22 protein-coding genes are annotated in these 24,295 nt (G+C 63.1%); 15 read left to right on the top strand and 7 right to left on the bottom strand.

The annotated features are described in order from the left end of the window. The first annotated feature begins 70 nt into the window (after positions 1-70). The 3 genes from EK416_RS11565 to tmk all read left to right on the top strand — a co-directional run bounded on the left by EK416_RS11565 (position 71) and on the right by tmk (position 3,166). A complete protein-coding gene (locus tag EK416_RS11565; protein WP_127077643.1) occupies positions 71-1,096 on the top strand; it encodes a septal ring lytic transglycosylase RlpA family protein in 1,026 nt (341 codons plus the stop codon). Positions 1,097-1,185: 89 nt separating this feature from the next. After that, positions 1,186-2,418 (top strand): D-alanyl-D-alanine carboxypeptidase family protein, encoded by a 1,233-nt coding sequence (locus tag EK416_RS11560; protein WP_127077642.1) that lies wholly within the window; start codon positions 1,186-1,188, stop codon positions 2,416-2,418. A gap of 1 nt (position 2,419) precedes the next feature. After that, positions 2,420-3,166 carry a dTMP kinase gene (gene tmk, locus EK416_RS11555; protein WP_127077641.1) on the top strand — a complete coding sequence of 249 codons (747 nt, stop codon included), beginning with the start codon at positions 2,420-2,422 and terminating at the stop codon, positions 3,164-3,166. 87 nt (positions 3,167-3,253) lie between these two features. Here tmk and EK416_RS11550 read toward each other — a convergent pair whose 3' ends face one another. Both EK416_RS11550 and EK416_RS11545 read right to left on the bottom strand, forming a co-directional pair. After that, a complete protein-coding gene (locus tag EK416_RS11550; protein ID WP_127077640.1) occupies positions 3,254-4,837 on the bottom strand; it encodes a cisplatin damage response ATP-dependent DNA ligase in 1,584 nt (527 codons plus the stop codon). 39 nt (positions 4,838-4,876) lie between these two features. After that, a complete protein-coding gene (locus EK416_RS11545) occupies positions 4,877-5,260 on the bottom strand; it encodes an arsenate reductase/protein-tyrosine-phosphatase family protein (RefSeq protein WP_245434097.1) in 384 nt (127 codons plus the stop codon). A 363-nt stretch (positions 5,261-5,623) separates the two neighbouring features. Here EK416_RS11545 and EK416_RS11540 point away from each other — a divergent pair, with 363 nt between their 5' ends. From EK416_RS11540 to EK416_RS11520, 5 genes are all read left to right on the top strand, one after another. Continuing rightward, complete coding sequence (locus EK416_RS11540; protein WP_127077638.1) at positions 5,624-5,965, top strand: hypothetical protein; 342 nt, start codon at positions 5,624-5,626, stop codon at positions 5,963-5,965. A 97-nt stretch (positions 5,966-6,062) separates the two neighbouring features. Beyond that, on the top strand, positions 6,063-6,497 hold the full coding sequence (locus EK416_RS11535) for a hypothetical protein (protein ID WP_127077637.1): 435 nt from the start codon (positions 6,063-6,065) through the stop codon (positions 6,495-6,497). 119 nt (positions 6,498-6,616) lie between these two features. Continuing rightward, entirely contained in the window at positions 6,617-7,045 is a 429-nt protein-coding gene (locus EK416_RS11530) for a FixH family protein (RefSeq protein WP_127077636.1), read from the top strand. After that, positions 7,032-8,417 carry an efflux RND transporter periplasmic adaptor subunit gene (locus EK416_RS11525; protein WP_127077635.1) on the top strand — a complete coding sequence of 462 codons (1,386 nt, stop codon included), beginning with the start codon at positions 7,032-7,034 and terminating at the stop codon, positions 8,415-8,417. Before EK416_RS11530 ends, EK416_RS11525 begins: the two co-directional genes overlap by 14 nt. Next, positions 8,414-11,587, top strand: a complete 3,174-nt coding sequence (locus EK416_RS11520; RefSeq protein ID WP_127077634.1) for an efflux RND transporter permease subunit — start codon at positions 8,414-8,416, stop codon at positions 11,585-11,587. The genes EK416_RS11525 and EK416_RS11520 overlap by 4 nt, the downstream gene beginning before the upstream one ends. 47 nt (positions 11,588-11,634) lie before the next feature. Here the strand turns inward: EK416_RS11520 and EK416_RS11515 are convergent, their stop codons facing one another. Then, positions 11,635-12,543, bottom strand: a complete 909-nt coding sequence (locus EK416_RS11515) for a lysophospholipid acyltransferase family protein (protein WP_127077633.1) — start codon at positions 12,541-12,543, stop codon at positions 11,635-11,637. A 63-nt stretch (positions 12,544-12,606) separates the two neighbouring features. Beyond that, positions 12,607-13,800: an FAD-dependent monooxygenase gene (locus tag EK416_RS11510; protein ID WP_127077632.1), complete on the bottom strand. Its 1,194-nt coding sequence runs from the start codon at positions 13,798-13,800 to the stop codon at positions 12,607-12,609. 543 nt (positions 13,801-14,343) lie between these two features. On the opposite strand from EK416_RS11510, the gene EK416_RS17830 reads away from it, so the two are divergent. Then, complete coding sequence (locus EK416_RS17830; RefSeq protein WP_181952139.1) at positions 14,344-15,993, top strand: porin family protein; 1,650 nt, start codon at positions 14,344-14,346, stop codon at positions 15,991-15,993. Between the two features lie 93 nt (positions 15,994-16,086). Here EK416_RS17830 and EK416_RS11500 read toward each other — a convergent pair whose 3' ends face one another. Further along, a complete protein-coding gene (locus EK416_RS11500) occupies positions 16,087-16,269 on the bottom strand; it encodes a hypothetical protein (RefSeq protein WP_127077631.1) in 183 nt (60 codons plus the stop codon). A 493-nt stretch (positions 16,270-16,762) separates the two neighbouring features. Next, positions 16,763-17,401 carry a hypothetical protein gene (locus EK416_RS11495; RefSeq protein ID WP_127077630.1) on the bottom strand — a complete coding sequence of 213 codons (639 nt, stop codon included), beginning with the start codon at positions 17,399-17,401 and terminating at the stop codon, positions 16,763-16,765. Positions 17,402-17,647: 246 nt separating this feature from the next. Between EK416_RS11495 and ispH the strand changes: the two genes are divergently transcribed. Genes ispH through rnhA form a run of 3 tightly spaced genes read left to right on the top strand, consistent with a single transcriptional unit; the run spans position 17,648 to position 20,120 of the window. Then, positions 17,648-18,619: a 4-hydroxy-3-methylbut-2-enyl diphosphate reductase gene (gene ispH, locus EK416_RS11490; protein ID WP_210210997.1), complete on the top strand. Its 972-nt coding sequence runs from the start codon at positions 17,648-17,650 to the stop codon at positions 18,617-18,619. 21 nt (positions 18,620-18,640) lie between these two features. Continuing rightward, entirely contained in the window at positions 18,641-19,600 is a 960-nt protein-coding gene (thrB, locus tag EK416_RS11485) for a homoserine kinase (protein WP_127077628.1), read from the top strand. Continuing rightward, on the top strand, positions 19,590-20,120 hold the full coding sequence (gene rnhA, locus EK416_RS11480) for a ribonuclease HI (RefSeq protein WP_127077627.1): 531 nt from the start codon (positions 19,590-19,592) through the stop codon (positions 20,118-20,120). Before thrB ends, rnhA begins: the two co-directional genes overlap by 11 nt. Before the next feature lie 31 nt (positions 20,121-20,151). Here the strand turns inward: rnhA and EK416_RS11475 are convergent, their stop codons facing one another. Continuing rightward, a complete protein-coding gene (locus EK416_RS11475; protein WP_127077626.1) occupies positions 20,152-20,637 on the bottom strand; it encodes a peroxiredoxin in 486 nt (161 codons plus the stop codon). Positions 20,638-20,959: 322 nt separating this feature from the next. On the opposite strand from EK416_RS11475, the gene EK416_RS11470 reads away from it, so the two are divergent. From EK416_RS11470 to EK416_RS11460, 3 genes are all read left to right on the top strand, one after another. After that, positions 20,960-22,384: a murein hydrolase activator EnvC family protein gene (locus tag EK416_RS11470; RefSeq protein WP_127077625.1), complete on the top strand. Its 1,425-nt coding sequence runs from the start codon at positions 20,960-20,962 to the stop codon at positions 22,382-22,384. A gap of 6 nt (positions 22,385-22,390) precedes the next feature. Next, on the top strand, positions 22,391-23,749 hold the full coding sequence (locus EK416_RS11465) for a S41 family peptidase (protein WP_127077624.1): 1,359 nt from the start codon (positions 22,391-22,393) through the stop codon (positions 23,747-23,749). Positions 23,750-23,840: 91 nt separating this feature from the next. Then, positions 23,841-24,137 carry a hypothetical protein gene (locus tag EK416_RS11460; protein ID WP_127077623.1) on the top strand — a complete coding sequence of 99 codons (297 nt, stop codon included), beginning with the start codon at positions 23,841-23,843 and terminating at the stop codon, positions 24,135-24,137. Positions 24,138-24,295 lie beyond the last annotated feature (158 nt).

Below are 24,295 nucleotides of genomic sequence, written 5' to 3'. Positions count from 1 at the left end.
TACTGGACTTGTTTCTCCCCGCCTTCGGTTCGAGTTGCGGGGCGTTGTCAACAAATCCTTAAGCAGGGTCATGATCGTCACAGCGCTTGTAGCATCGCTTAGTGCGTGTTCTACCCAGAAGGGTCCGGTCGACGAAACCCACACGCTCAGTCCGCGTGTGATCAAGGTGGGGGATCCGGTTCCGAAGGGCGGCGGCGAATACAAGCTCGGCAGCCCCTATCTCGCCAACGGCAAGTGGTACACCCCCGTCAACGACGTGAATTACGATCAGGTCGGGCTTGCGTCCTGGTATGGCGATTTCTTCCACGGGCGCAAGACGGCCAACGGTGAAATATACGACATGGGCGCGCTGACCGCCGCGCATCCCACGTTGCCGATGCCGACCTATGCGCAGGTGACGAACCTCGAAAACAATCGCACCGTGATCGTGCGCATCAATGATCGAGGCCCCTACCACGATGGGCGCATCATCGACCTGTCGCGCAAGGCGGCGGAGCTTCTCGGTTTCCATGGACGCGGCACCGCCGCAGTGCGCGTGCGCTACTTCGCGCCCGCTCCGCTGAACGGCGACGATCACTTCGAGCGCTCCATTCTTGCCAAACAGCCCTGGGCCACGCATTCGGTTTCGAGCGTGCAGACGCCCGCGCGCCCGCAGGTGGCAAGCGCTCCGGCATCGTCAAGCGTTCAGATCGCCGCCGCCACCGCCGTTCCGGCCCGCAAGCAAGCAACCGCGCCCGCTGCGCCGGTGCGCGCGCAGTCGGCTTCAGCGCCCGTGGCCGTCTCGGCCACGATGACCGCCTGGGCTCCCGTGGTCACGACGACCGTTCCGACGCGTCAGGCGACCGCTGCCAAAGCCGCCGCGCCGGCGAAAACAGCGCCTCCGGTGAAGGCGGCCGCTGCTACACCTCCTCCGCTTCCGTCCGAAACGTACATGGCATCGGCCACGGCTTCCGCACCTTCGGTGGAACCCTTTGACAAGCCTCTGGTCGTCAAGAAAGGGGGCTTTGAGGCCTCGGTTCAGGACACGGGCAGCGGTTGGTCGACAAACTCGCGGCCTGCCTTCTCCACGGGCATGGCTTTTAATGGCGGCCGGTGAGACTATGTAAAGGGACATTGGCCTGAACCTTAGCCAACAGGCGGTCGGTTTGTTATGATTTCCCTGCCGACTCACCGGGACCGACGCCCATGCGCCTTGCCCTCTTGTTTTTTGTTTTCATCCAGATTTTTCAGCCCGCGCTCGCCCAGTCTTCGGGCGGCTATCAGACGGCTGCGGCGGAAGCGACGCTGATCGACGTCGACTCGGGCGCGACCCTCTTCGAGAAAAACGCGGACAGGCTGTTTGCGCCCGCGAGCATGAGCAAGATCATGACGCTTGCCGTCATCTTCAAAAAGCTCAAGGCCGGCGAGATTACCATGGACACCGAATTCCCGGTGAGCCTCTACGCATGGAGAAACGGCGGCGCGCCCTCGCGGACGACGTCGATGTTCATCCCGCTCAATCAGACGGCGAAGGTCAGCGACCTCATACAGGGCATCGCGGTGCAGAATGCAAACGATGCCTGCATTGCGGTGGCGGAAGGCATTTCGGGCACGGAAGACGCTTTCGCCAAGCTCATGACGGAAGAAGCCCGCGCGCTCGGACTGCAGAAATCCACGTTCGGTAACTCCACCGGCCTGCCGCATCCCGGCAACCAGATGACCGCGCGCGAGCTGGCCGCGCTTTCGATCCACGTCATCAAGACCTATCCGGAATGGTATCCGTTCTTCGGGCAGAAGGAATTCAAATACCGAACCTTCAACTTCAAGAACCATAATCCGTTGCAGGCGACCGCCATCGCCGCCGACGGCCTCAAGCCGGGATTCACCGAAGGCGTAGGCTACAGCATCGCGGCATCCGCAGTGCGCGACGGGCGCCGGCTGGTGCTCGTGATGAACGGCCTCGAAAGCGAGCGCGATCGCCGCGAAGAAGCGCAGAAGATGCTCAACTGGGGCTTCGTGAACTTCAAGCCCTACAAGGTCTTCGACAAGGACGAGGTGGTGGGCGATGTGCGCGTGTGGGGCGGCCAGAAATGGACGCTTCCGGTCAAGGCGAAGGAAGACGTTGTCGTTCTTCTCCCGGTAAACGCAAAGGATCAGCGCATCCGCGCACAGATCGCCTATCAGGGGCCGGTCAAGCCGCCGCTGAAGGAAGGCGATCCGGTCGGAGAGGTGCGCATCACCTCCGAAGCGGGCACATCCAACAGCGCGCCTCTCTACGCGGCGGCCGATCTCGAAGCGGGCGGGATCATTGCCAAGGGCGTCGATTCGCTGCTGCTCGGCGTGAACGCCTATGTCTCGCAGGCCGTGACGAAATATCTGAAGAAGCCGCACACGCAGCCCGTGAATACGGCGGTGCCCGCCGTCACGCCGAAGTCCTGACGTGCGCGGCCGCTTCATAACGCTGGAAGGCGGCGAGGGCGCCGGCAAGACCACGCAGGCGAAGGTGCTCGCGGAACGTCTTCGCCGCAAGGGCATCAATGTGCTCCTCACGCGCGAGCCGGGCGGAACGCCCCGCGCCGAAGCCATCCGGGACGTGCTGCTGTCGGGCAAGGCGAAGCGCTACGGCGCGCTCGGCGAGGCGGTTTTGTTTTACGCCGCGCGGGAATCGCATCTCGAACTCGGCATTCGTCCTGCGCTCGCACGCGGCACATGGGTCATCTGCGACCGCTTCAGCGATTCGACGCGCGCCTATCAGGGGGCGGCGGGCGGCTTGCCGCTTTCGGTGATCGAGACGCTCGACAAGGCTGTGGTGGGCGAAACGAGGCCCGATCTCACATTGATCTTCGACTTGCCGCCCGAACTTGGCCTCAGGCGGGCGGCCGAGCGGCGGCGCGACAGCATCTCTCCGGTCGCTTCCACCGAGGAACGGGCGCCGGCAAGCGCCGAAAACGCGCCCGGCGCGGTGGCCGACGACGCGATAACGCGCCGCTCTTCTTCGTCTTCGGATGCCCCACCCCCGGACCGTTTCGAAAACATGAACCTCGCCTTCCATCGCAGCCTGCGCAGCGAGTTCCTCGCCATCGCCAAGGCGGAGCCGGAGAGGTGCGCTGTGGTCGACGCGTCCGATACGCCGACGCGCGTCGAGGATAAGGTCTGGTCCATCGTCCGCGACCGTTTCCGGCTCTGACACTGCCGAAGGCAGCTTGATCCGCGTCGCGCGTTCCGGGTCTACCGCATCCTGCGCAACTCACGAGTCCGACTTAAGCAGGCCAACCTAATCCACCCACTTCAGGAGCGCGTTCAGTTCGTCGGCCTCGGCTGCCGGCTTGTCCCAGCGGATGCGATTGATGCGCGGGAAGCGCAGCGCCACGCCCGACTTGTGCCGCGTCGAGCGATGCACGGCGTCGAACGCCACCTCGAACACGAGCGCCTTTTCCACCTCGCGCACCGGCCCGAAACGCGCCACCGTGTGATGCCTCACCCACTTGTCGAGTTCCTTCAGTTCCTCGTCGGTGAAGCCGAAATACGCCTTGCCGATGGGCGAGAGCGCGCCGTCTTGCCAAAGGCCGAACGTGTAGTCTGAATAGAAGGACGAGCGCCTGCCCGTCCCTCGCTGCGCGTACATCACCACCGCGTCGACGAGCATCGGGTCGCGCTTCCACTTGTACCACAGTCCTTTTGGGCGCCCCGCGACATAGGTGCTGTCGAGCCGTTTCAGCATGAGCCCTTCGATATGCGGCGAGGCGAGCGTGGCGGCCTCCGCGCGAAGGGCTTGCAGTTCGCCCGGATTGCGGAATGTCAGCGGCGCGGCGAGTTCCATGCCGTCGGGCCGCGCCGCCCCGAACCAGCGCGCCATCTCCGCCTTTCGTTCGGTGAGCGGCAGCGCGCGGAGGTCGCGGCCGTCGATGTCGAGCGCGTCGTAGAGAATGACGTGACCCGGCCAGGCCGCGATGAGCTTCGGATCGGGCGACTTGCGGTTCAGCCGCTGCTGAAGGTGGTTGAAGCTCGCGATCCGCTCGCCCTCGCGAACGATGAGTTCGCCGTCGAGCACGCCGCGGAAGCGGACGCGCGCCAGGACGTCCGGGAACGCGCCTGAGATGTCGTCGCCCGTGCGCGAGAAGAGCGCCTTGCCGACGGGCGTGGAGACGATCTGCACGCGGATGCCGTCATATTTCCATTCGGCCATGAAGGCGTCAGGCGTGATCGCCGCCAGCTCGGTTTCCTCGATGGCATGCGCGAGCATCACGGGATGGAACGTCACAGCATCTTTCGCCTGGGGTTTCGGCGCGCGGCCTTCGAGCCACGCGAACAGATCGAGATAGGGCGGTGTCTGCGCGTGCCACACCTCCTCGATCTCACCGATTTCAACGCCGCCGAACTCCGCCAGCACGTGCTTTACCGAGCGCGCCGACATGCCGATGCGCAGCGTGCTCGTGCCGAGTTTGAGGAGCGCCCAGCGCTCGGGCGGCGTCATGTTGTCGAGCAGCAGCGCGAGATATTCGCGAATGGCGGGCTTGCCGCGCGCGCGAAATTCGTGGATCGCCACATGCAGCGGCGGCAGGCGGTTGAGGATCGTGCGATGCGGGTTGCGCGGCCAGATATGCGCCACCGTCTCCGACATCTCGCCCACGTACTCGTACGACAGGTCGAACAGCACCGGATCGACACGCTCGGCCACGAGATCGCGCACGAGCGCACGCTTGAACAGCTCGAACGTGACCGTGCCCGCAATCACGCCGACGGCAAAGCCGCGATCCGGGTCGGGCGTCCGCGCGAGATATGCCTTCAGCACGGCGGCCTTGTCGTTGATCGAGTGCGTGTAATAGAGCCGGTCGAGAAGGGCGGCGAAGGCTTGCATGCGGGAGATGTGGGGATGCGTGGGTGAACCGGAAAGCGCTCAAGCCTGCGGCATGCCGGAGATGTCGAAGCGCTTCTTGATGCGCTCGAAAAGCTGGTCTCGCACGGCGCGGTAGCCTTCGAGGATCTGCTCGCGGTTGCCGGTGCCGGCGGAGGGATCGAGCGTCGGCCAATACTCGACATCCACGGCCATGGTGCGCGTGAATTCGAGCGCCTTGTGATGGGCTTCCGGCGCGAGCGTCACGATCAGGTCGAAGGACGTGTCCTCCAGATCCTCGATTATGCGCGGCTGGTGGTGGGTGATGTCGATGCCGATTTCGTCCATGACCACGATCACGAAGGGATCGATTTCACCCTCGCGCACGCCCGCCGAGCGCACATAGATCCGGGTTCCCGCGAGGAAACGCAGGATCGCGGCCGCCATGGGCGACCTGATCGCATTGTAATTGCACGCAAAAAGTACGGCCTGGGGCAAGTCTTCCTGTCGCTGCGCAAAAGGGGTTACATAGAAGCATATAGTGTGACCGAACGGCGCTTCTCAAGCAAAGTCAAAGGTGCGAATTCGCGCCTTTGCGGTCGGCATCGATATAGCGCCTGAGCGAAATGTGTAAAAGCCGCCATCGGTTGCGGCATGGCTGGCCTTTTGCCGGAGAATGCTGGCCGTCGCCGCAGGGCGAGGCGGATTCGCCCTAAGTCTCGTTGATGGCGCGGCCGGTCATCCGTAAGGAGAGGTCAACCGGCGGACAAGTCGGACCAGGGAGCCTTGCTCCGGACAAGAGGGGAGGGGATGGTGCGGAAAATCGGCGTCATCATGATTTCGTCGGTGCTCGGCGCATGCGCCACGGGCGGCGACACGCGGCTCACCGCGGGCACACCTGGCGCCGCATCCGAGCCGGTTTCCGCCGAAAAGGTGGCTGCCATCGAACCGGCGAAGGTCAATCCCGCGCCCTATAAGGGATTCAGTTGCGAGAGGCTTGCGGGCGACAAGGCGCGCATCTCCGAAGACCTCGCCGCCGTCTCGGCCGGAAAAGCGGGCTCGCAAGCCGCCGACGTCAAGGGCCAGATCGCACGCCTCAAGGGCGAGGAGATCGCCGTTGCGAGCGCAATGCTCTCGAAGAAATGCAAATGATCCTTCCCCGCGCCGATGTGTGCGTGGCTGCCCCGGAGCCGGAAGGGGCTTGACGCCACCGCTTAGGACGCCATAGTTCGCAGGAGGGAGCGCGCCTATGCGAAGACTGTTGGCCCTGATCGTGACGCTTTGCCTGGTTTTCGCACCGGGCGGGCAGGTCATGGCCGCGAGTGGCACCCAGAGCGCTCCGCATCACGCCTCCGCTGTTGCGGGCCACGCAGGCCAGACCGGTTCCTCCGCATCCAGCCACCACGGGCAAGCGCTGGGCGCATCGGTCGGGAAGACCGGCGGATGTCATGAACCGTCGGCCCGATCCACACCGGACACCGTGCAGAAGGATTGCGAACATTGCTCCGGCAAGGGGAAATGCGCGCACCAATCCTGTTCCTGCATCAAATGCTTCAGCGCGGCTGCCATCCTGAAACCGGCCGACACCGGCGCCCGGCTGATCGTCGTCCGTCACGAGATCGCGCTTGTCGCGCTTCCGCCGGGAAGCGTGCGCCAGCCGCCGCCCCCTCCTCCCCAACTCTGATCCCGTTCGCCATCCGATAGCAGTGCTCCCGCGTGCGCGTTAGCGCCGGTTCGCGTCCGAACGCCGAGTTCGGAGCGTCAGGCAGCGCGCCGCATATCCGACGAACAGGATTTGAAACGATGACTTCGAAATTTCTCGCTGCCGCCGGCCTCGGCCTCGCGGCGCTGACGGTCGCCTGCCCGGCTTTCGCAGGCGCAACCGACTACGAGTTCCACGCCGCAACAGCCACGGTAAAGGTCGCCGACGACCAGCCAGTCGCGGTGCATCTCTTCGACAAGCGCACCGGAAAACCTGTCGAGAACGCGGTGATTTTCCGCGCCCGCCTCGACATGGAGCCGGACGGCATGGGCGACATGGCCGAGCGCGTGACGAGCGAGCCGTCGACAGAAAAGGGCGTTTATCGCTTCAAGGGCGATTTCACCATGCCGGGCCGCTGGGCGCTGAAGCTTCAGGCGAAGGTGCCCGGGGAAAGCGAGACAGTGTCAGGCTCCGTCGTCGTGACGGCGGGCGATGCCTCGGCTACGCATAGCGGCCATGGCGCGCGCTAAAGCTCTCGCGAGGGCCGCCGCGCTGGCGGCCCTCGCGTCCTCCGTCGCTCTCCATCGATATGAGGCGGGCGCGGACCATGGCTTCACGCTTCTGGCCGCGAATGCGGCCGGGCGCGCGGCGCTTTATTACAAGGACCCGGACGGAAAGAACGACTTCTCGCCCGAGCCGAAGAAGACGAAGGACGGACGCGCTTACCTCCCCGTGTATGAGGAGGACGAGCCGACCTTCAAGGCCGCCGAGCCGAAGAAGCCCAAGGGCACGGGCAAGATCCTCTATTACCGGAATCCGATGGGCCTGCCCGACATTTCGCAAACGCCGAAGAAGGATTCCATGGGGATGGATTACATCCCCGTTTACGAGGGCGACGCGGACGACGACGGCGCGGTGACGGTCGCGCCCGGAAGGCTTCAGCGTACGGGCGTGCAGACCGAGGCTGCCACGCGCCGCGTCATCGCGACGGAGATCCGCGCGCCGGGCACCATCGCGGCGGACGAGCACCGGCAGACGGTCGTAGCCTTGCGCTTCGACGCTTTCCTGGACGACCTCGCGCATATCACAACAGGCGCGAAGGTGAAGAAGGGCGAGCCGCTGATGCATGTCTACAGCGCGACGCTGTCGGCGGCGGCGGCGCAATATGTCACCGACCTCGGCATCAAGGACACAGCCCTGCCGGCGGGTCGCGGCGCGCGGCAGCGGCTCGAAAATCTCGGCGTGCCCGATGAGATCGTCCGCCAGATCGAAAAGTCCCGGCAAGGCTCGCTCACCGTGACGTGGCCCGCGCCTCGCGACGGCTATGTGATCGAGCACAACGTGGTGGAAGGTCAGCAGGCGAAGGCGGGCGACGTGCTGTTTCGCATCGCGGATCTGTCCGTGGTGTGGGTGCTGGCGGACGTTTCCGAGCGCGACATCGGGCTCGTCGCGGCGGGCCAGCCGGTTACGGTGACGCCGCGCGGGCTTCCGGGCAAGGCGTATGGCGGCACCATCGCGATGGTCTATCCGGTGTTAAACAAGGAGACGCGGACGCTTCGCGTGCGCATCGAGCTTCAGAACCCCGACACGCTCCTGAAACCGAACATGTATGCCGACGTGGTCATCGGCGCGGGTGCGGGCAAGCCGGTGATCGCAGTGCCTGAAACCGCGGTCATCGACAGCGGGGCGCGCCGCGTCGTGCTGGTCGAGAAGGGCGAAGGACGGTTCGAGCCGCGCGAAGTGGAGACCGGCCAGCGAGGCATTGGCCTTGTGGAGGTAAAGAAGGGCCTCCGTGACGGTGAGAAGGTCGTGACTTCGGCGAATTTCCTCATCGACGCGGAAAGCAACCTCAAGGCTGCGCTGAAGGGCCTCGCCGCCGCGAACGCGGGAGGCGGACAATGATTGCACGCCTCATCGAATGGTCGTCGCGCAACATCCTCGTTGTGCTCGTCTCAACCCTCATCGCGGGCGCGGGCGGCATCTACGCACTGCGTCACTTGCCGCTCGACGCCATCCCCGACCTCTCCGACACCCAGGTGATCGTCTACACGCCCTGGTCCGGGCAGGCTCCACAGGTGGTGGAAGATCAGGTGACGTATCCGCTCACCACAGCGATGCTCACCGTGCCGAAATCGAAGGTCGTGCGCGGCTTTTCCTTCTTCGGCGCGTCCTTCGTTTATGTCATCTTCGAGGACGGCACCGACATCTACTGGGCGCGAAGCCGCGTGCTCGAATATCTGAACGCGGCGCAGGGGCGGCTGCCGCAGGGCGTCGCTCCGACGCTGGGGCCGGACGCGACGAGCGTCGGCTGGGTGTATCAATACGCCGTCGATTCAAAGACGCTGAACCTCGCGGAGGCGCGCTCGCTTCAGGATTTCACGCTGCGCTATGGCCTTGCCAAGGCGGGCGGTGTGGCCGAAGTCGCGAGCGCTGGCGGCTTCGTGCGGCAATATAATGTGGTGGTCGACCCGCAGCGACTGCGCGACCTCGGCATCTCCCTCGACACGATCCGCGCCGCCATCAAGGCCAGCAACGCCGATGTGGGCGGGCGCACGCTTGAGCTTTCCGAGTTCGAATATGTCGTGCGCGGGCGGGGCTATCTGCGCGGGCTGGACGACCTGCGCCGCATCGTGGTGAAGGTGGACGGCGGGACGCCGGTTACGCTTGCCGACGTCGCACGCCTCGAAATCGGTCCCGACGAGCGGCGCGGCATCACCGAGCTTAACGGCGAGGGCGAGGTGGCGAGCGGCACCATCCTCCAGCGCGTCGGGCTGAACGCGCTCGACGTGATCGACAACGTGAAGGCGAGGCTCAAGGAACTGGCCACGGCTCTGCCCGCCGGAACGGATATCATCCCCGTCTACGACCGTTCGAACCTCATCCATGCCGCCATCGACACGCTGAAATCGACGCTCGTCGAGGAAAGCATCGTGGTCGCGATCGTCTGCGTGATCTTCCTGCTGCACATCCGCAGCGCGCTCGTCGCCATTTTGATGCTGCCGGTCGGAATCCTGATCGCCTTCGCCGCCATGCGCGGGCTTGGCCTCGGCGCGAACATCATGAGTCTCGGCGGCATCGCCATCGCCATCGGCGCGATGATCGACGGCGCCATCGTGATGATCGAGAACGCGCACAAGCACCTCGAACGCGACGGCGGGAGGAAACCGCGCCTCGACATCCTCATCGATGCGGCGAAGGAGGTCGGCCCCGCGCTGTTCTTCAGCCTCCTTGTCATCACAGTGTCGTTCCTGCCGATTTTCACGCTTGAATCGCAGGAAGGGCGGATGTTCGGGCCGCTCGCCTTCACGAAGACCTTCGCCATGGCGGCGGCGGCGATGCTGTCCATAACGCTCGTGCCGGTGCTCATGATCCTGTTCGTGAAGGGACGCATCATCGCCGAGCGGAAGAACCCGGTGAACCGCGCGCTGATCTTCGTTTATCGCCCCCTGATCCGGCTGGTCCTGCGCGCGAAGACGCTGACGGTGCTGCTCGCGCTCGTCGTCCTCGGCGCGAGCTGGTGGCCGGCATCGAAGCTCGGCTCCGAGTTCATGCCCGCGCTGAACGAGGGCACGCTGCTCTACATGCCGACGACGCTGCCGGGCCTCTCTGTGACGAAGGCGGCGGAACTGCTTCAGACGCAGGACCGCATCATCAAGAGCTTCCCCGAGGTGCAAAGCGTCTTCGGGAAAGCGGGGCGCGCGGAAACATCCACCGATCCCGCGCCGATGGAAATGTTCGAGACCGTCATCCAGTTGAAGCCGAAGGATGAATGGCGACCGGGAGTCACGCTCGAAAGCCTTACGGCGGAGATGGACAAGGCGCTGCAATTCCCCGGCGTGTCGAACGCCTGGACGATGCCCATCAAGGCGCGCATCGACATGCTGGCGACGGGCATCCGCACGCCGGTCGGCATCAAGGTGATGGGGCGCGACCTCGCCGAACTCGACACGGTGGCGCGCCGGATCGAGACTGTCGTGCGCAACGTACCGGGCACGACGAGCGCCTATGCGGAGCGCGTCATCGGCGGCTACTACCTCGACATCGCGCCGGACCGCGACGCGCTCGCGCGCTATGGCCTTCTCGTCGGCAGCCTTCAGGATGTGATCGCGGCGGCGCTTGGCGGTCAGGCGGTCGCGACGACGGTGGAAGGGCGCGAGCGCTACACAGTCAACGTCCGCTATCCGCGCGACCTGCGCGACCAGCCGGAAACCATCGCGCGCGACGTTCTGATCCCGCTCGCGTCGGGCGGCGCGGTGCCGCTCGGCGAGGTGGCGATGGTCGAGCGCACGCGCGGACCGAGCGCCATCCGCACCGAGAACGGGCAGCTTGCCGTCTACATCTATGTGGACATGCAGGGCCGCGACATCGGCTCTTATGTGGCCGAGGCGCAGAAGGCCGTGGCTGGCGAGGTGAAGCTCCCGACGGGCACTTATGTGCAGTGGAGCGGCCAGTTCGAGTATATGGAACGGGCCATCGCCAAGCTGAAGATCGTCGTGCCGCTCACGCTCGCGATCATCTTCCTGCTCCTTTACCTCAACTTCGGCAGGCTCGCGGAAACGCTGATCGTGATGCTGTCGCTGCCGTTCGCGCTTGTGGGCGGGCTGTGGCTGATGTGGTGGCTCGGCTTCAATTTTTCGGTTGCGGTCGCGGTCGGCTTTATTGCGCTCGCGGGCGTTGCGGCGGAAACCGGCGTCGTGATGCTGATCTATCTCGACCATGCGCTCGCCGAGGTTCGTCGCAAATGCGAGGCGGAAGGCGCGCCGCTCACGAAGGCCGATCTTCACCGCGCGATCATGCTTGGCGCGGTGGAGCGCGTGCGGCCGAAAATGATGACGGTGGTTGCGATCATGGGCGGGCTGCTCCCGATCCTCTGGAGCACCGGCGCGGGGTCGGAGGTGATGCAGCGCATCGCCGTGCCGATGATCGGCGGCATGGTGTCGTCAACCGCGCTGACGCTGATCGTGATCCCGGCAATCTATGGGCTCGTGAAAGGCTGGGGACTACCGAGCGGCGGCCCAGCGCCTGCGACACCGGCCATGGCGACATCGGCGCGCGCCGCACTTGACGCATAGCCGCAACCGAAGAGAAGAGCAGGCGGCGGCAGGCTGCCGTCTGCTCGTCAATGGTGCACGCCCTCGAAGGCGGCCTCCGGCCAGCGCTTGTTGGACCACATCCATTGCGAGGGGTGCTCGCGGATCCACGCCTCGAACTCCCGCTGGATGGCGGCCGTCAGCACCTTGATGTCTTCGTTCGCATCGCCGGTGCGCGGAACCTCAAGCTCCTTGAACGCGATGGAGAAGCGCGACTCCTTGCCGATGCGGATGCAGCGGCCCACGGCGAGGCGCGTACCGGCGCGCCGGGCAAGCCACGCGGGCGCTACCGTTGCATACATGGGGTGGCCGAAGAACGGCACCTGCACGCCGCCCCAATCCGCGAGGTCGGCCAGCATGCCGAGCGCGCCACCGCTTCGCACATGCGTGGCGATGCGCATGATTGTTGCGAGACCCTCATTGCTCTTGCTGGCGAAAAGGCCGCCCGGATAAAGCTGCGCGCGCTTGTTGCGGATGTAGCGGTCGACATAGGGGTTTTCGACGAGGCGATACACGCCCGCCGTGTTGGCGCCGATGGAAAGAAGCGGCAGGATCGCGATTTCCCAGTTGCCCATATGCGGCGCCGCGACGACGAGCGGCCCCATTTCGCTGCGGTACTGCTCCAGCAATTCCGGGTTTTCGATCGCGAAACGCGAGCGATCATTCAGAAGTCTGTCGATGAGAAAGGTTTCCGCCATGACGCGTCCGAGATTGTCCCACATCTCGTCCACGATGGCCTCGCGCTCGGCGCGTGTCGTCTCCGGCATGGCCTTGGCCAGATTGCGCAGCGCCCGGGCCTGACGGTGGGTCTTCGGTGCAAGGAAGCGCCAGGCGCGCGCAGAAAAAGCCGTGGCCACATCGAGCGGCATCGCGCGGAGAATCGCCGCGATGGCCAGAACGGCGCCGTATTCCAGCCTTTGACGGAGATCGAGAAACATGATGGGGAACGCGCGGTAAGAAGCCTCCCGCCTGTCTTGCAGCCGCAAACCGAGCCGTCAAGCCTAAACGAGACCGGCGGGAGCCATGCCGCGCCGCATGAAGACCCTTCGCAACGGCCCGATCGCGCCGAGCGCATAGAGGCCGAGGCCGCGCGCCGCTTGCATCGGGAGGAAGCCGGACAGCAGGCTGCGGTTCAGGAGGTCGACGCCGAGCGTCCGGCTGACGATGTCGGCACGACGGGCCGCCGAGTAGTCGCGCAGCAGATCTTCGCCGCCGAGATCCCCGTTCGCCGTCTTTGCGTTCACGAGAAGGCCGAGCAGCGCTTCCACATCGCGAAAGCCGAGGTTGAGTCCTTGTGCACCGATGGGTGGCACCGCGTGCGCCGCCTCGCCGACAAGCGCCACGCGCGCGCGGCCAAACTCGCGCGCCATGAGTGCCGAAAGCGGGAAAGCCCCGCGCGGGCTGAGATCGAAGATGCGACCGAGCGCGTAGTGCGACGCCTTTTCCATCTGCCGCGCGAAGGCGTCGTCGTCGAGCGCCACCAGACGCGCGGCCTCGGCCGTGCGCTCCGTCCAGACGAAGCTCGACCGGTTACCGGGCAGCGGTATGAGCGTGAACGGTCCGCCGTTCCGGTGAAATTCGATGCATAGCCCCTTATGCGGGCGTGCATGGCTGAAGCTGGCGGCCATGGCGGTCTGCTCGTAGGACCAGGTCAGCGCGCGTATCCCCGCGGCCTCGCGGGTGGCCGAGTTTCGGCCGTCCGCGGCAATGGCGAGCGGTGCATAAAGCTCGACACCGCTCTCGAAGGTGAGGATCGCGCGCGTTGCGGATTCATGGAATGAGCGAAGCGGGCCCGGCGCAAGAATCGCTATGCCCATTTCTTCGGCGATCTCCTTCAGAACGCGGGCGAGATCGGCGTTGGCGATATTGCAGCCGAAAGCCTCCTCGCCGATTTCGGCGGCCTCGAAAAGCGCGTCAGGCGCCCGGAAGCGGCGCCCCGTGTCGTCGATGAACTGGAGCGCCCGGAGCGGCTCCGCATGCGGGGCGCAGCGATCCCATATTCCAAGCCGCGCAAGAAAGGCGACGGTCGTGTTGAAGAGAGCGGCACTGCGCCCGGTCGCGGCACGAGCGGACGCAGCGGGCGACGTGTCTACGACGGTTGCGGTCAGGCCGGCATCCCGGCAGCCGATTGCCGCCGCAAGTCCCGCAGGACCAGCGCCGACCACGATGACATCGGACCTCTGTGTGAAGCTCATTTTTCGCTCCCTGTTCGACGACTGCCGCGCAGCTTATCGCACCGGACCTGAAACCGGGAACGCCCTCCCGATCATCTTTGCGCGAGGCGACGCGTATCGGGAGAAGACCCCGAATCGAAACAGGTTTCACGATGAGGGGCCTCATCGATCCGATTCGCGAACTACAACCCGCTTCGCTGATGCGTTGAGCGGATGATCGATGCCCGCAAGTATGAATGATGTTGAGTTGCATCGCGGCCGTCATCCAACACAACTCACTACAAGTAAAATTTAACATAGGTTGCGCTGTCGAACTCGTCGTTGCGCATGCGCCACAAATGCCCGCAAGTTAAATTCAATTTTAAGTTGCATTGTTTACGAATGGGTAAGACTCGGATAGCAACCAAAAGTAGTAACGGCCATCGAAAGATCGCAGGCCAATCCAGTTTGTCTCAGCACGAGTGGGGCCTCGCGGCTCGAAAGAAAAGGAGGCGGTGGCGCACAGCTCTCCCGCCAATAAGCCCGTATTTGCCCAACGCATTTTGGGTTTGAAGGGAGAAACAGATGATCGGCGGACTCGTGAGCAGAACGAGCCTTATCTGCGTTGCAACCTTTGGCGTTGTGCTGAGTTGCGCTCAGCTTCCTGCGATGGCGGCCGATACGGATGCGAAGCCGGAAAAAAAGGTTACACAGTCTGCGCTTGGCGGCGATTGCTGCGCCGACCTCGAAGAGCGCGTCGCGGAACTGGAGGTGACCACTGTTCGCAAAGGCAACCGCAAGGTTTCGCTCGAACTTTCCGGCTGGGTCGACAAGATCCTGCTTTTCTGGAACGACGGCAAGCAAAGCGATGTCTACGTCGAGGACAACAACTTCGCTTCAACCCGTTTCCGGATGAGAGGTGTCGGCCAAATGGCGCCCGACTGGAAGGCCGGGTTCCTGATGGAATACGAGTTTCGCGATGCGTCGTCGAATCTGGTCGATCAGCTCACCGAGCAGAACCGCAATATCGAGACGGCGCTCCGCATTCGTCAGGAAAATTTCTTCGTCGAAAACGAAACGTTCGGACGCGTCTCGCTCGGCTTCCAGAACACCGCGACGAAAGACTTGACGCTCATCAATCTCGGCGGCGGTTTCAGCAACGTCGAGAACTACCACGCCGCCGCCTTCTTCATCCGCGACAACACGCTGCCGACCAGTTCCTGGTTCAACACGACAACCAATACTTTCGTGACGACCGCGCCCACGTCCGGCGCTCTCCCCAACTCCACGCGAACCGTGGCGCCGACCCTCAGCGCCACCAATTCGGGGACTGTCGTCACCTTTGCACCGGGCGGCCTGGTCTGGAATAACCTGTCGAACGCGCTCGACAGCCAGCGCATGGAGGCGCTCCGTTACGACTCGCCGACGATCTGCGGCTTCATCGCTTCATTCGCTTGGGGACAGAACGATTTCTGGGACGCGGCGCTCCGCTATCAGAAGGAGTGGAACTCGATTCGCGTCGCGGGCGGGATCGGCTATCAATGGTGGGGCGAGCGTTCGCTGACGCTCGGCGCGCCCTGGGCGGCGAATTCGATCTATCAGGGTAGCGATCAGTCAAACCAGCCAAGCATGACGGCGGGGCCGAGCGGTGGCGTGGCCGCGTCGCAACTCATCTCGAACGCCAACAACATATATGGCGGCGCGCGTTACCGCGTGAATTCTAATATCGAAGTCGTGGAAGGTAACCTCTCGGTCATCCATCTGCCGACCGGTCTCTACGGCAGCATTGTCGCAGGCACGCGTCACATCGAAAACTCGCCGGTCGAGCCTCTCAACAAGGATGCGACCTACTGGTACACGCAGGTCGGTATCACGAAACGTGTCTTCGAGGTGGGCGCGTCGACAATCTATGCGGAATACGGCAACTACGACGATTTCGCTGCAGCGGCGGTCTATTTCCAGGTGTGGAATTCCGCCAATGGCAACACCCTCAGCACGACGCGCGTCCGGGACTCGAACGTCGACCGCTTCGGCATCGGCGTGACGCAGGCCTTCGACGGCGCGGCGATGGAAATCTATGGCAATTATCTTCACTACAATGCCAGCATCACGACCTCGACGTCCCTGGTCGGCAGCACGACCGGTGCGTCGGCGACGACCGGCTTCAACAATACCGAGCGCCGCGCGCCGGAAGACTGGGATGCGTTCTACACCGGCGCCCGTCTGAAATTCTGACGGTACAGCAGCCTGAGAAAGTGCAAGCCGCCCGTGAGGGCGGCTTCGTTACGTCTGCGAAGGGATGGCGCCAACGCAACGCCATCCCTTCGTTTATCGAGCGAAGTTTTCAGGCCTCACCGCGCCAATTTCACTGGCTTTCGCTTCGACAGATTTCGGTGTGCGCCCGAGCATTAGGCCGATGGTTTCAATTGAAACCCCTTCAGCAAACAAGCGCCGCACTTCAACCTTCTCGCCGAAACTCCAACGTTTTCCGTGATTAGAGGGGAAAATCATTCCCGTTTTCCTTATATGAAGGATGACGGGCTTGACCTCGCTGTATCTATAGATGACCATAGAAGTTCTATCAGTTGGGTCCGAGCCAGCATCCATAGGTTAGGGCGCTAAACGCGACGCCACCAAGGTTGCTCCCTTGGTGGCGTTTGTTTTTGTGCCATTGCTATATCTTGCGGGTGTTCGGCACCCTCGCGCAAGGTCTGGCGCTTTGGTCCAGAGCAAAATCGTAGTTTTGCCCGCTGTTCACCGAGTTACACACATTGTCGCGGCACACTTTTGTGGGCGGACCGTGGGTAAGCTGTGCAAAAGCATCTGATTCGCTGTTGGATAGGAGGTGGACAGCGGCGCTAGGATGCACGAAAGCGAATCGCTGAAACCCGAATTTGTGTGAGCGCGGCCACCATAGAACCGGCTACGGCCCTTCGCGATTCGAAGGCGAACGACCGCAGAGTGCCAGCAGGCATTGACCTGACGCCGAAGAAGATACTCGTTCTTACGCCGCTCCCGGGCCCTTCTTTTCGAAGGCGAACGACACCGTGTAATCTTGCGGGGTCGTGCCGTCGCGGACGGGAATCGCGACATCCCGCACCAGAGCGAAGTATGAAATCGGGTTCTGCGTGGTGATATTCACGGAGACGTTGAACGTCTCGGACTTGACCTTGTTCTTCGCCTTGTCGAGCACCTGCATCGTGATGGAGAGCGCGACAGCGCCCGGCTTGCCCTTGGGGCCGAGAAGCACACGGCCGGCGAGGCCGTATTTGACCTGCACCACACCCAACGTTGCCTGACACTCGCGCGCCGTCTTCGTGATTTCCGCGCGATGGATGACCGCAGACGCATCGCCGATGCGGTTGCTTTCATAGATCGTCACGTAACGCTGGCCGCCCTCGACCTGAAGGGGAGGGCATCCCGCCGCCGCCGCCATTTCCACCGGGCCGTCCGAGTTCGTGCGCGCCGCCGTGATCATACTGTCTTCAGTGATGATCGGGGTCCACGATGGCTCCGCCTTCTTGCTTGAGAAGATACCGCCATCGCCGATGGACGGCATTTGCGACAGCCCGCAGGCGCTTACCGACACGGCGATGCAACCGCAACCGAGCAGCCGCGACACTGCCGTTAAAGACCCCCTCATATGCCCCATCGTTCCTTCTTTACCAAAGGTTTGAACGCTTCCCTCAGAGCCCGCGACTTTGAGTAGCGTTGCTTTTTTATGGTTTGTCGCGCTCATTATTGCTACAACATGGCACCGGATTTCGAGCGCGCGCCGCGAGCCTAACGAGCCGGAGAGAGGGCTGCAAGCTTCGACGCTCCCCTTCCCTGCCAAATTTGACCTTTTTGCGGAGTTCCGCACGCCTTTTGCGATCGCTCAGTTCTGGAGATGGACCTGATGACGGAAAAACCACGCCTTGAAGTTCTCCTCGCCGCGCCCAGAGGGTTTTGCGCAGGCGTGGATCGCGCCATCCAGATCGTGGAAATGGCGATCGAGAAATTCGGGGCGCCGGTTTATGTCCGTCATGAAATCGTCCACAACCGCACGGTCGTCGAGAGCCTCGAAGCGAAGGGCGCGATCTTCGTCGAGGAATTGAACGAGATTCCCAACACCGACGCGCCGGTTATTTTCTCGGCGCATGGCGTCCCGAAGGCGGTGCCCGTGGAGGCCGCGAAGCGCAATTTCTTCTATCTCGACGCCACCTGTCCGCTCGTCTCCAAGGTGCATTTCGAAGCTGAACGCCATCACAAGGCGGGCCTTGAAATCATCCTCATCGGTCATTCGGGCCATCCGGAAGTGATCGGAACGCTGGGCCAGCTTCCGGAGGGGGCCGTCACCTTGATCGAGCAGGTCAAGGATGTGGAAAATTTTAAAGCGCGCGATCCGGCGAAGCTCGCCTATATCACGCAGACGACGCTTTCCATTGACGATACCATCGAGATGATTTCCGCACTCAAGGCACGTTTCCCGCTGATTCAGGGGCCGGCCAAGGAAGACATCTGCTACGCCACGACGAACAGGCAGCGCGCGGTGAAAGCCATCGCCAGCAAGTGCGACGCCATTCTCGTCGTCGGCGCCCCCAACAGTTCCAATTCAAAGCGGCTCGTGGAAGTGGCGGTGCGGGCGGGCTGTCCGAAGGCGATGCTGGTGCAGAAGGCGTCGGAAATTCCTTGGGACACCATCGAAGGCATCGGAGTGCTTGGCTTGACGGCCGGGGCATCGGCACCCGAGGTGCTCGTCGACGAAATCATCGAGAAATTCAAGGCGCGCTACGAAGTCACCGTCGAAATCGTACGTACGGCAACCGAGGACGTGATCTTCAAGATCCCCCGCGCGCTCCAGCAGGCCGCCGCGCAGTGAGCGCAGCGCGAAACGCGTAACATGGCTGTTTACACCGAAGTTTCGGTCGAAGATCTCGACGCGTTGCTGGCGAAATACGACATCGGACAAGTGATGGCCTTCAAGGGCATCGCGGAAGGCGTCGAAAACAGCAATTTTTATCTCGGGACGGACAAGGGCCAGTACATCCTCACGCTCTATGAAAGGCGTGTGGCTGCGGGCGACCTGCCATTTTTTCTTGGCCTCATGGAGCATCTCGCGCAGAAGGGGGTGAATTGCCCGTTGCCGGTGCAAGACCGCGAGGGGCGCATCCTTCAGACGCTCGCGGGCAGGCCGGCGGCGTTCGTCACTTTCCTGCCGGGGTACTCCCTCAGGCGGCCGCGGCCCGCTCATTGCCATTCGCTGGGGGAAGCTCTCGCGCGCCTCCATCTGGCCGGACGCGACTTTGCGCTTAACCGCGACAACGCTTTGTCGGTGAGGGGCTGGCAGGAGCTTTTTGCGAGCATAGAAGGGCTTGCCGACAGGCTCGTGCCGAAGATCTCCGCATCGCTCGAACGCCATCTCGGCGATATCGCCGCGCACTGGCCGACTGACCTCCCGCGCGGCGTCATTCACGCGGACCTTTTTCCCGACAACGTCTTCTTTCTCGATAATCGTGTGTCGGGCCTGATCGATTTCTACTTCGCGTGCAACGACCTGTTCGCCTACGATCTGGCGATCTCGATGAATGCGTGGTGTTTCGAAGTGGACGGCGCTTTCAACGTCACGAAGGCCCGCGCCTTGTTCGCCGGCTACAATTCGGTGCGCGCGCTGGAAGCGGACGAGGTGGCCGCGCTGCCGCTCCTCGCGCGTGGGGCGGCGATCCGCTTTTTCCTTACGCGCGCCTTCGACTGGTTCAACACGCCGGACACTGCCTTCGTGAAACGGAAAGACCCGATGGAATACTGGCGCAAGCTCGCCTTTCACGACGGCGTGAAGCACGCAGGCGCCTATGGCCTCTGAGGCCGAAGCCCCGCGCGAGGGCGCGGTCGTCGTCTATACGGACGGGGGCTGCCACGGAAACCCCGGTCCCGGCGGCTGGGGCGCGGTGCTCGTCTACAAGGGCCGCGAGAAGGATCTCTGGGGCGGCGAGCCGCTCACCACCAACAACCGCATGGAACTCATGGGCGCGATCAAGGCGCTCGAAGAATTGACGCGCCCGTGCGAGGTCGATCTCTTCACCGACTCCCAATATGTGCGCAACGGCATCACCCAATGGATCGGCGGCTGGAAGGCGAACGGCTGGAAAACCGCCGCGAGGAAGCCCGTCAAGAATGCCGAACTCTGGCAGCGGCTCGACGCGGCGCGGCAGCGTCACGACGTGCGCTGGCACTGGGTCAAGGGCCACGCCGGCAACGCGCTGAATGAACGCGCCGACAAGCTCACGCAGAAGGCCATCGCCGAGCAGAAAGATATCATCGAGCAGAAAGATATCATCAAGGGTGGCGGCGCTTCCGTCTCTCTGCCCGATGATGCCGTTTAGTCTGCGGCCGGTCGCGGCGGCGGCGATGCGCTTAAAGCTCCGCCAGTAACTTCTCCGCGCTCGAAGCCTCCGCCACGGAGGGGTTCTCCTCGACATGGAGCGCTTTCACGACACCGTCTTCGAGCAGCATGGCGTAGCGCTTCGAGCGCAGGCCGAGGCCGAACGCGCCCGCGTCGAGATCGAGCCCGGTCGCCTTCGCGAAATCGCCGCTGCCGTCGGCGAGGAACACGATCCTGTCCTGCGCTCCGGTGGATTTTGCCCACGCGTCCAACACGAACACGTCGTTCACGGCAGTGCACGCCACCACGTCGACGCCCTTCGCCTTGAAGTCGTCCGCGTGCTCGATGAAGCCGGGCAGGTGCGCGAGGCTGCATGTCGGCGTAAAAGCGCCGGGAACCGCGAAGAGCACGGCTTTCTTGCCGCCGAAAAGCTCGTCCGTGGAAACATCGGCCGGGCCGGACGCGGTCATGATCTTGAATTTCGCATGGGGGAGGTGAGTGCCGGGTGCGATCGTCATGATTTCTCCTCTGCGCCGCCTCGGGGTGGCGGACTTGCGCTTTGAAAGAAGCGTGCCGCGCATTGTCGGAACACACCCTTCCGGTAGCCACGTATGAAGCAGGGCATTTCCCGACAATCCGCCGGATGCCGCTTCACGATGACTTGAACGCGCGCCAGCCCGCGCAAGACCAACCCGCACATCCGACTTTCGGCGAAGGTGGTGGAAAGCCTCGCTTTGGTCCAAAAGATGTTGCCGCTTACAGCGTCGGCTCATACTTTCGCGCCAATCCCGGTGCGAGAACCGGACGCGCCGCATTGCGTCATTGTTTGGGGGAAGGCGATTGGCACGACGGTCTTTCGTTCTGTTCGTCTTTTGGGGCGTGCTTCTGGCGTGCTTGCCCGAGGCTGCCCGTGCCGCCGACGACCTGATCAGCAACATTTTCGGATCCGGCGACGCCGAAAAAGCGGGCGCGCAGATACCTCCGCAGCGCCCCCCCAGGCAGGCCGGCCCCAGGGCTCGAACCCCCAGGCCCGCAAACAAGGGCATCGAGAACCGGATCAACCCGAACCGTCGCTCAGGCAAGGAGGGGTCCGCCGAGGCGAAGCTCGATATCGAGCAGGCGCGCGAGCTTTACATCCGCCGCAAGACGCGTCTCGAAGAGCTAAAGGCGCGCCAGGGCGAACTGTCACGGGACAAGCGCACGCTGGCGAATAACCGCGCGCGGCTTCAGGCGCGGCTCGTAGAGACGGCGCGCTCGCTGCGGCTGTCCGAGAAGCGCCTTTCGGAGCTTGAGGCACAACTCGCCGAAACACGCGAAAAGATGAAGGACCAGCGGACGAAGCTCGAGGCCAAGAGCCAGCAGCTTTCTGCGCTCTTTGCTCTCATGCAGGGGCTTTCGCGCCAGCCGCCGCCGCTTCTCATCACGCACACGCGCGACGCTTTGAAGATGATCCGCAGCGGCATGGTCCTCGCGACGTTTTACGCTGACGTCGAGAAGCTGGCCGCTCAGCTCACGGCTGATGTCGATGCGCTGGAAGCAACCGAGAGGGAGGCCGCGCTTCAGGAACAGCGCAGGAGGAACGAGCAGGCGCAGAACGTCAGGATCAAGGGGCAACTCGATCTTCTGCTCGCTGAGAACCGGGAGCAGATCCAGGCGAACGCCGCCACTCTGGAAAGACTGGGCAGCGCGACAAAGATCAACGTGGCCGGGATCAAGAGCCTTGAAGACATGCTTCCAGCCGTCAGCGCGGCCGCAAGCAAAGATGAAGCCGCCAGCAAGTCGAGCGAACTCAAGCCGGATGCAACGCGGGTTGCACTTCAAGGCGGACGGATGAAACCGTCGATCCCCTTTGCTGCGGCGCAAGGTCTCCTGCCCATGCCGGTGGAGGGAAAAGCGCTTGTCAACTTCGGGCAAACAACCGAAGATGGCACCCCATCGAAGGGTATTCACCTAGAGTCGCGCCCCGGAGCGCAGGTCATATCGCCTTGCGACGGTCAGGTTTTGTTCGCCGGGCCGTTCCGCTCTTTTGGTCAACTCTTGATTATCGATGCCGGTGGGGGCTATCATGTTGTAATAGCAGGCATGGAGCGGATCGAGGTCGAGCAGGGTCAATTCGTTCTCGCCGGCGAACCCCTGGCAGCGATGGGCACTGAGACCCGCGCTGACGGGATGACGCCGAAACGCCCATCACTCTACGTGGAATTTCGTAGAGATCAGCAGTCTGTCGATCCCGCACCGTGGTGGTCCGCGGGAGGAAAAGGTTGAATATACATGCGCAAATCCGACCTCGCGCTCGGTGCTCTTCTTGTTGCGCTGGTTTGCACAGCCAGCTTTTTCATACTGCAATCCACGCGCCGGGATCAGGCTATCGCTGCGAACGCGGAAATCTACCGCCAGCTCGACCTGTTCGGAGAAGTGCTCGAGCGCGTCCGCGCTGAGTATGTGGAGAAGCCGGACGACACCAAACTGATCGAGAATGCGATCAACGGAATGTTGCAGGGGCTCGATCCGCATTCGAGCTACCTCACGCCGAAAGAATTCCAGGACATGCAGGTCCAGACCCGTGGAGAGTTCGGCGGGCTCGGCATCGAAGTCACGATGGAAGATGGCGTGGTCAAGGTGATTTCGCCCATCGACAACACGCCGGCCGATCGTGCGGGCGTGCTGGCGGGCGATTACATCACCCATCTCGACGGCGAATCCATTCAGGGGCTGTCGCTCAACGAGGCTGTGGAGAAGATGCGCGGGCCGGTCGATTCGCCGATCATGCTCACGATCATGCGCAAGGGTGCGAACGCCCCGATCCAGACGCGCGTCGTGCGTGACATCGTTCGCATCAATCCGGTGAAATACAGCGCCGAGGATGATGTCGGCTGGATAAAGGTCAAGACGTTCCAGAGCGAGCACACCTACGAGTATATGAAGCAGGGTATCGAGGATCTCAAAAAGACCATCGGGCCGAAGCTCAAGGGTTATGTCCTCGATCTGCGCAACAATCCCGGCGGTCTTCTCGATCAAGCCATCGCGGTATCCGACGCTTTCCTCGACAAGGGCGCGATCGTGCTGACGAAGGGGCGCAATGCAAGCGAGTCGAGCCGCGCGAGTGCCAAGGCCGGCGATGTGACCGATGGAAAGCCCATCGTCGTTCTGATCAATGGCGGTTCCGCCTCCGCTTCGGAGATCGTGGCGGGCGCTCTGCAGGATCATAAGCGCGCCGAGGTCGTCGGCACGCGCTCATTCGGCAAGGGCTCTGTTCAGACCATGATCCCGCTCGGCGCAAATGGCGGCCTTCGTCTGACGACGGCGCGTTATTACACGCCGTCCGGGCGCTCGATCCAGGCAACGGGCATTTCGCCGAACTATCTGGTGGAACCCGAACTTCCCGACGATCTCAAGCAGCAGATGGCATCCTTCACGCCGAAGGGCGAGGCGAGCCTGCGCGGGCATCTCAAGAACGAGGGCGCGCAGGAGGCTTCCGGCAGCATCTCCTATGTTCCGAAGGAGAAGGAAAAGGACGTGCAGTTGAAGGCAGCTATCGACCTTCTGCACGGAAAGAAGATCGAAGTGGCCAAGAAGGTCGAGAATGCTGCCGCCCCGGCGGCAGCGGCGGCGGCGGAAGTTCCGAATTAAACTTTCGCATTCGCGTCTGCGATCCTATAGTGAAAAGGTTCATGCGAGAGCGTGAGCCTTTTTTGCTTTCGCCGAAGCACAGGGGTGCTCAATGAGAACGCTTTTGATCGTCGCCGGGCTTTTCTTCACGCTTTTCGGAGGGGCAATCACATGGTTCGCCTTGTCCGATCCCGGGCATGAATACGACATCAGTCTGGTGATCCCGATCGATACGCGGCACATGCCGCGCCAGGTCAACATGCCAAAGGTTGAGGCCGCAACAAGTGAAGCAGGGGACACGGCGCCCGCGGATGGGCGCGCGGAAGCGGGAAGCGCGCCCGTTCTTCCCGAGCGTCCTCCCGTTCAACTCAACTATTCCAGCGGGGCCGCATCGGAAGCGCCGCGATAAGCCCACCTCCGGGACTCGTTTGATCGCGGAAATCCTGCCCTTTCATATGTATCGTTGAGATAGTGTCCCCCGACGGCGTCACTCGGCCCATGCCGACAGCCAGACAACGGCTCGAAGCGCGTTCGAGCGAACGGATCTTGCTACAGTGAACGAGACGC

It is taken from the genome of Rhodomicrobium lacus (genome assembly GCF_003992725.1).
Classification (GTDB): Bacteria; Pseudomonadota; Alphaproteobacteria; order Rhizobiales; family Rhodomicrobiaceae; genus Rhodomicrobium; species Rhodomicrobium lacus.
Note: the sequence above shows the minus strand (reverse complement) of the source record. Positions and strands in the feature narration are given on the sequence as shown.

Excerpts from the sequence above, each read along its gene's own strand:
- EK416_RS11560 (WP_127077642.1), top strand. The coding sequence starts at position 1,186 with ATGCGCCTTGCCCTCTTGTTTTTTGTTTTCATCCAGATTTTTCAGCCC.
- EK416_RS17830 (WP_181952139.1), top strand. The coding sequence starts at position 14,344 with ATGATCGGCGGACTCGTGAGCAGAACGAGCCTTATCTGCGTTGCAACC.
- EK416_RS11495 (WP_127077630.1), bottom strand. The coding sequence starts at position 17,401 with ATGAGGGGGTCTTTAACGGCAGTGTCGCGGCTGCTCGGTTGCGGTTGC.
- thrB (WP_127077628.1), top strand. The coding sequence starts at position 18,641 with ATGGCTGTTTACACCGAAGTTTCGGTCGAAGATCTCGACGCGTTGCTG.
- EK416_RS11540 (WP_127077638.1), top strand. The coding sequence starts at position 5,624 with ATGGTGCGGAAAATCGGCGTCATCATGATTTCGTCGGTGCTCGGCGCA.
- EK416_RS11475 (WP_127077626.1), bottom strand. The coding sequence starts at position 20,637 with ATGACGATCGCACCCGGCACTCACCTCCCCCATGCGAAATTCAAGATC.
- EK416_RS11535 (WP_127077637.1), top strand. The coding sequence starts at position 6,063 with ATGCGAAGACTGTTGGCCCTGATCGTGACGCTTTGCCTGGTTTTCGCA.
- rnhA (WP_127077627.1), top strand. The coding sequence starts at position 19,590 with ATGGCCTCTGAGGCCGAAGCCCCGCGCGAGGGCGCGGTCGTCGTCTAT.
- EK416_RS11525 (WP_127077635.1), top strand. The coding sequence starts at position 7,032 with ATGGCGCGCGCTAAAGCTCTCGCGAGGGCCGCCGCGCTGGCGGCCCTC.
- ispH (WP_210210997.1), top strand. The coding sequence starts at position 17,648 with ATGGACCTGATGACGGAAAAACCACGCCTTGAAGTTCTCCTCGCCGCG.
- EK416_RS11550 (WP_127077640.1), bottom strand. The coding sequence starts at position 4,837 with ATGCAAGCCTTCGCCGCCCTTCTCGACCGGCTCTATTACACGCACTCG.
- EK416_RS11460 (WP_127077623.1), top strand. The coding sequence starts at position 23,841 with ATGAGAACGCTTTTGATCGTCGCCGGGCTTTTCTTCACGCTTTTCGGA.
- EK416_RS11515 (WP_127077633.1), bottom strand. The coding sequence starts at position 12,543 with ATGTTTCTCGATCTCCGTCAAAGGCTGGAATACGGCGCCGTTCTGGCC.
- EK416_RS11465 (WP_127077624.1), top strand. The coding sequence starts at position 22,391 with ATGCGCAAATCCGACCTCGCGCTCGGTGCTCTTCTTGTTGCGCTGGTT.
- EK416_RS11510 (WP_127077632.1), bottom strand. The coding sequence starts at position 13,800 with ATGAGCTTCACACAGAGGTCCGATGTCATCGTGGTCGGCGCTGGTCCT.
- EK416_RS11520 (WP_127077634.1), top strand. The coding sequence starts at position 8,414 with ATGATTGCACGCCTCATCGAATGGTCGTCGCGCAACATCCTCGTTGTG.
- EK416_RS11500 (WP_127077631.1), bottom strand. The coding sequence starts at position 16,269 with ATGATTTTCCCCTCTAATCACGGAAAACGTTGGAGTTTCGGCGAGAAG.
- EK416_RS11545 (WP_245434097.1), bottom strand. The coding sequence starts at position 5,260 with ATGGCGGCCGCGATCCTGCGTTTCCTCGCGGGAACCCGGATCTATGTG.
- EK416_RS11565 (WP_127077643.1), top strand. The coding sequence starts at position 71 with ATGATCGTCACAGCGCTTGTAGCATCGCTTAGTGCGTGTTCTACCCAG.
- EK416_RS11530 (WP_127077636.1), top strand. The coding sequence starts at position 6,617 with ATGACTTCGAAATTTCTCGCTGCCGCCGGCCTCGGCCTCGCGGCGCTG.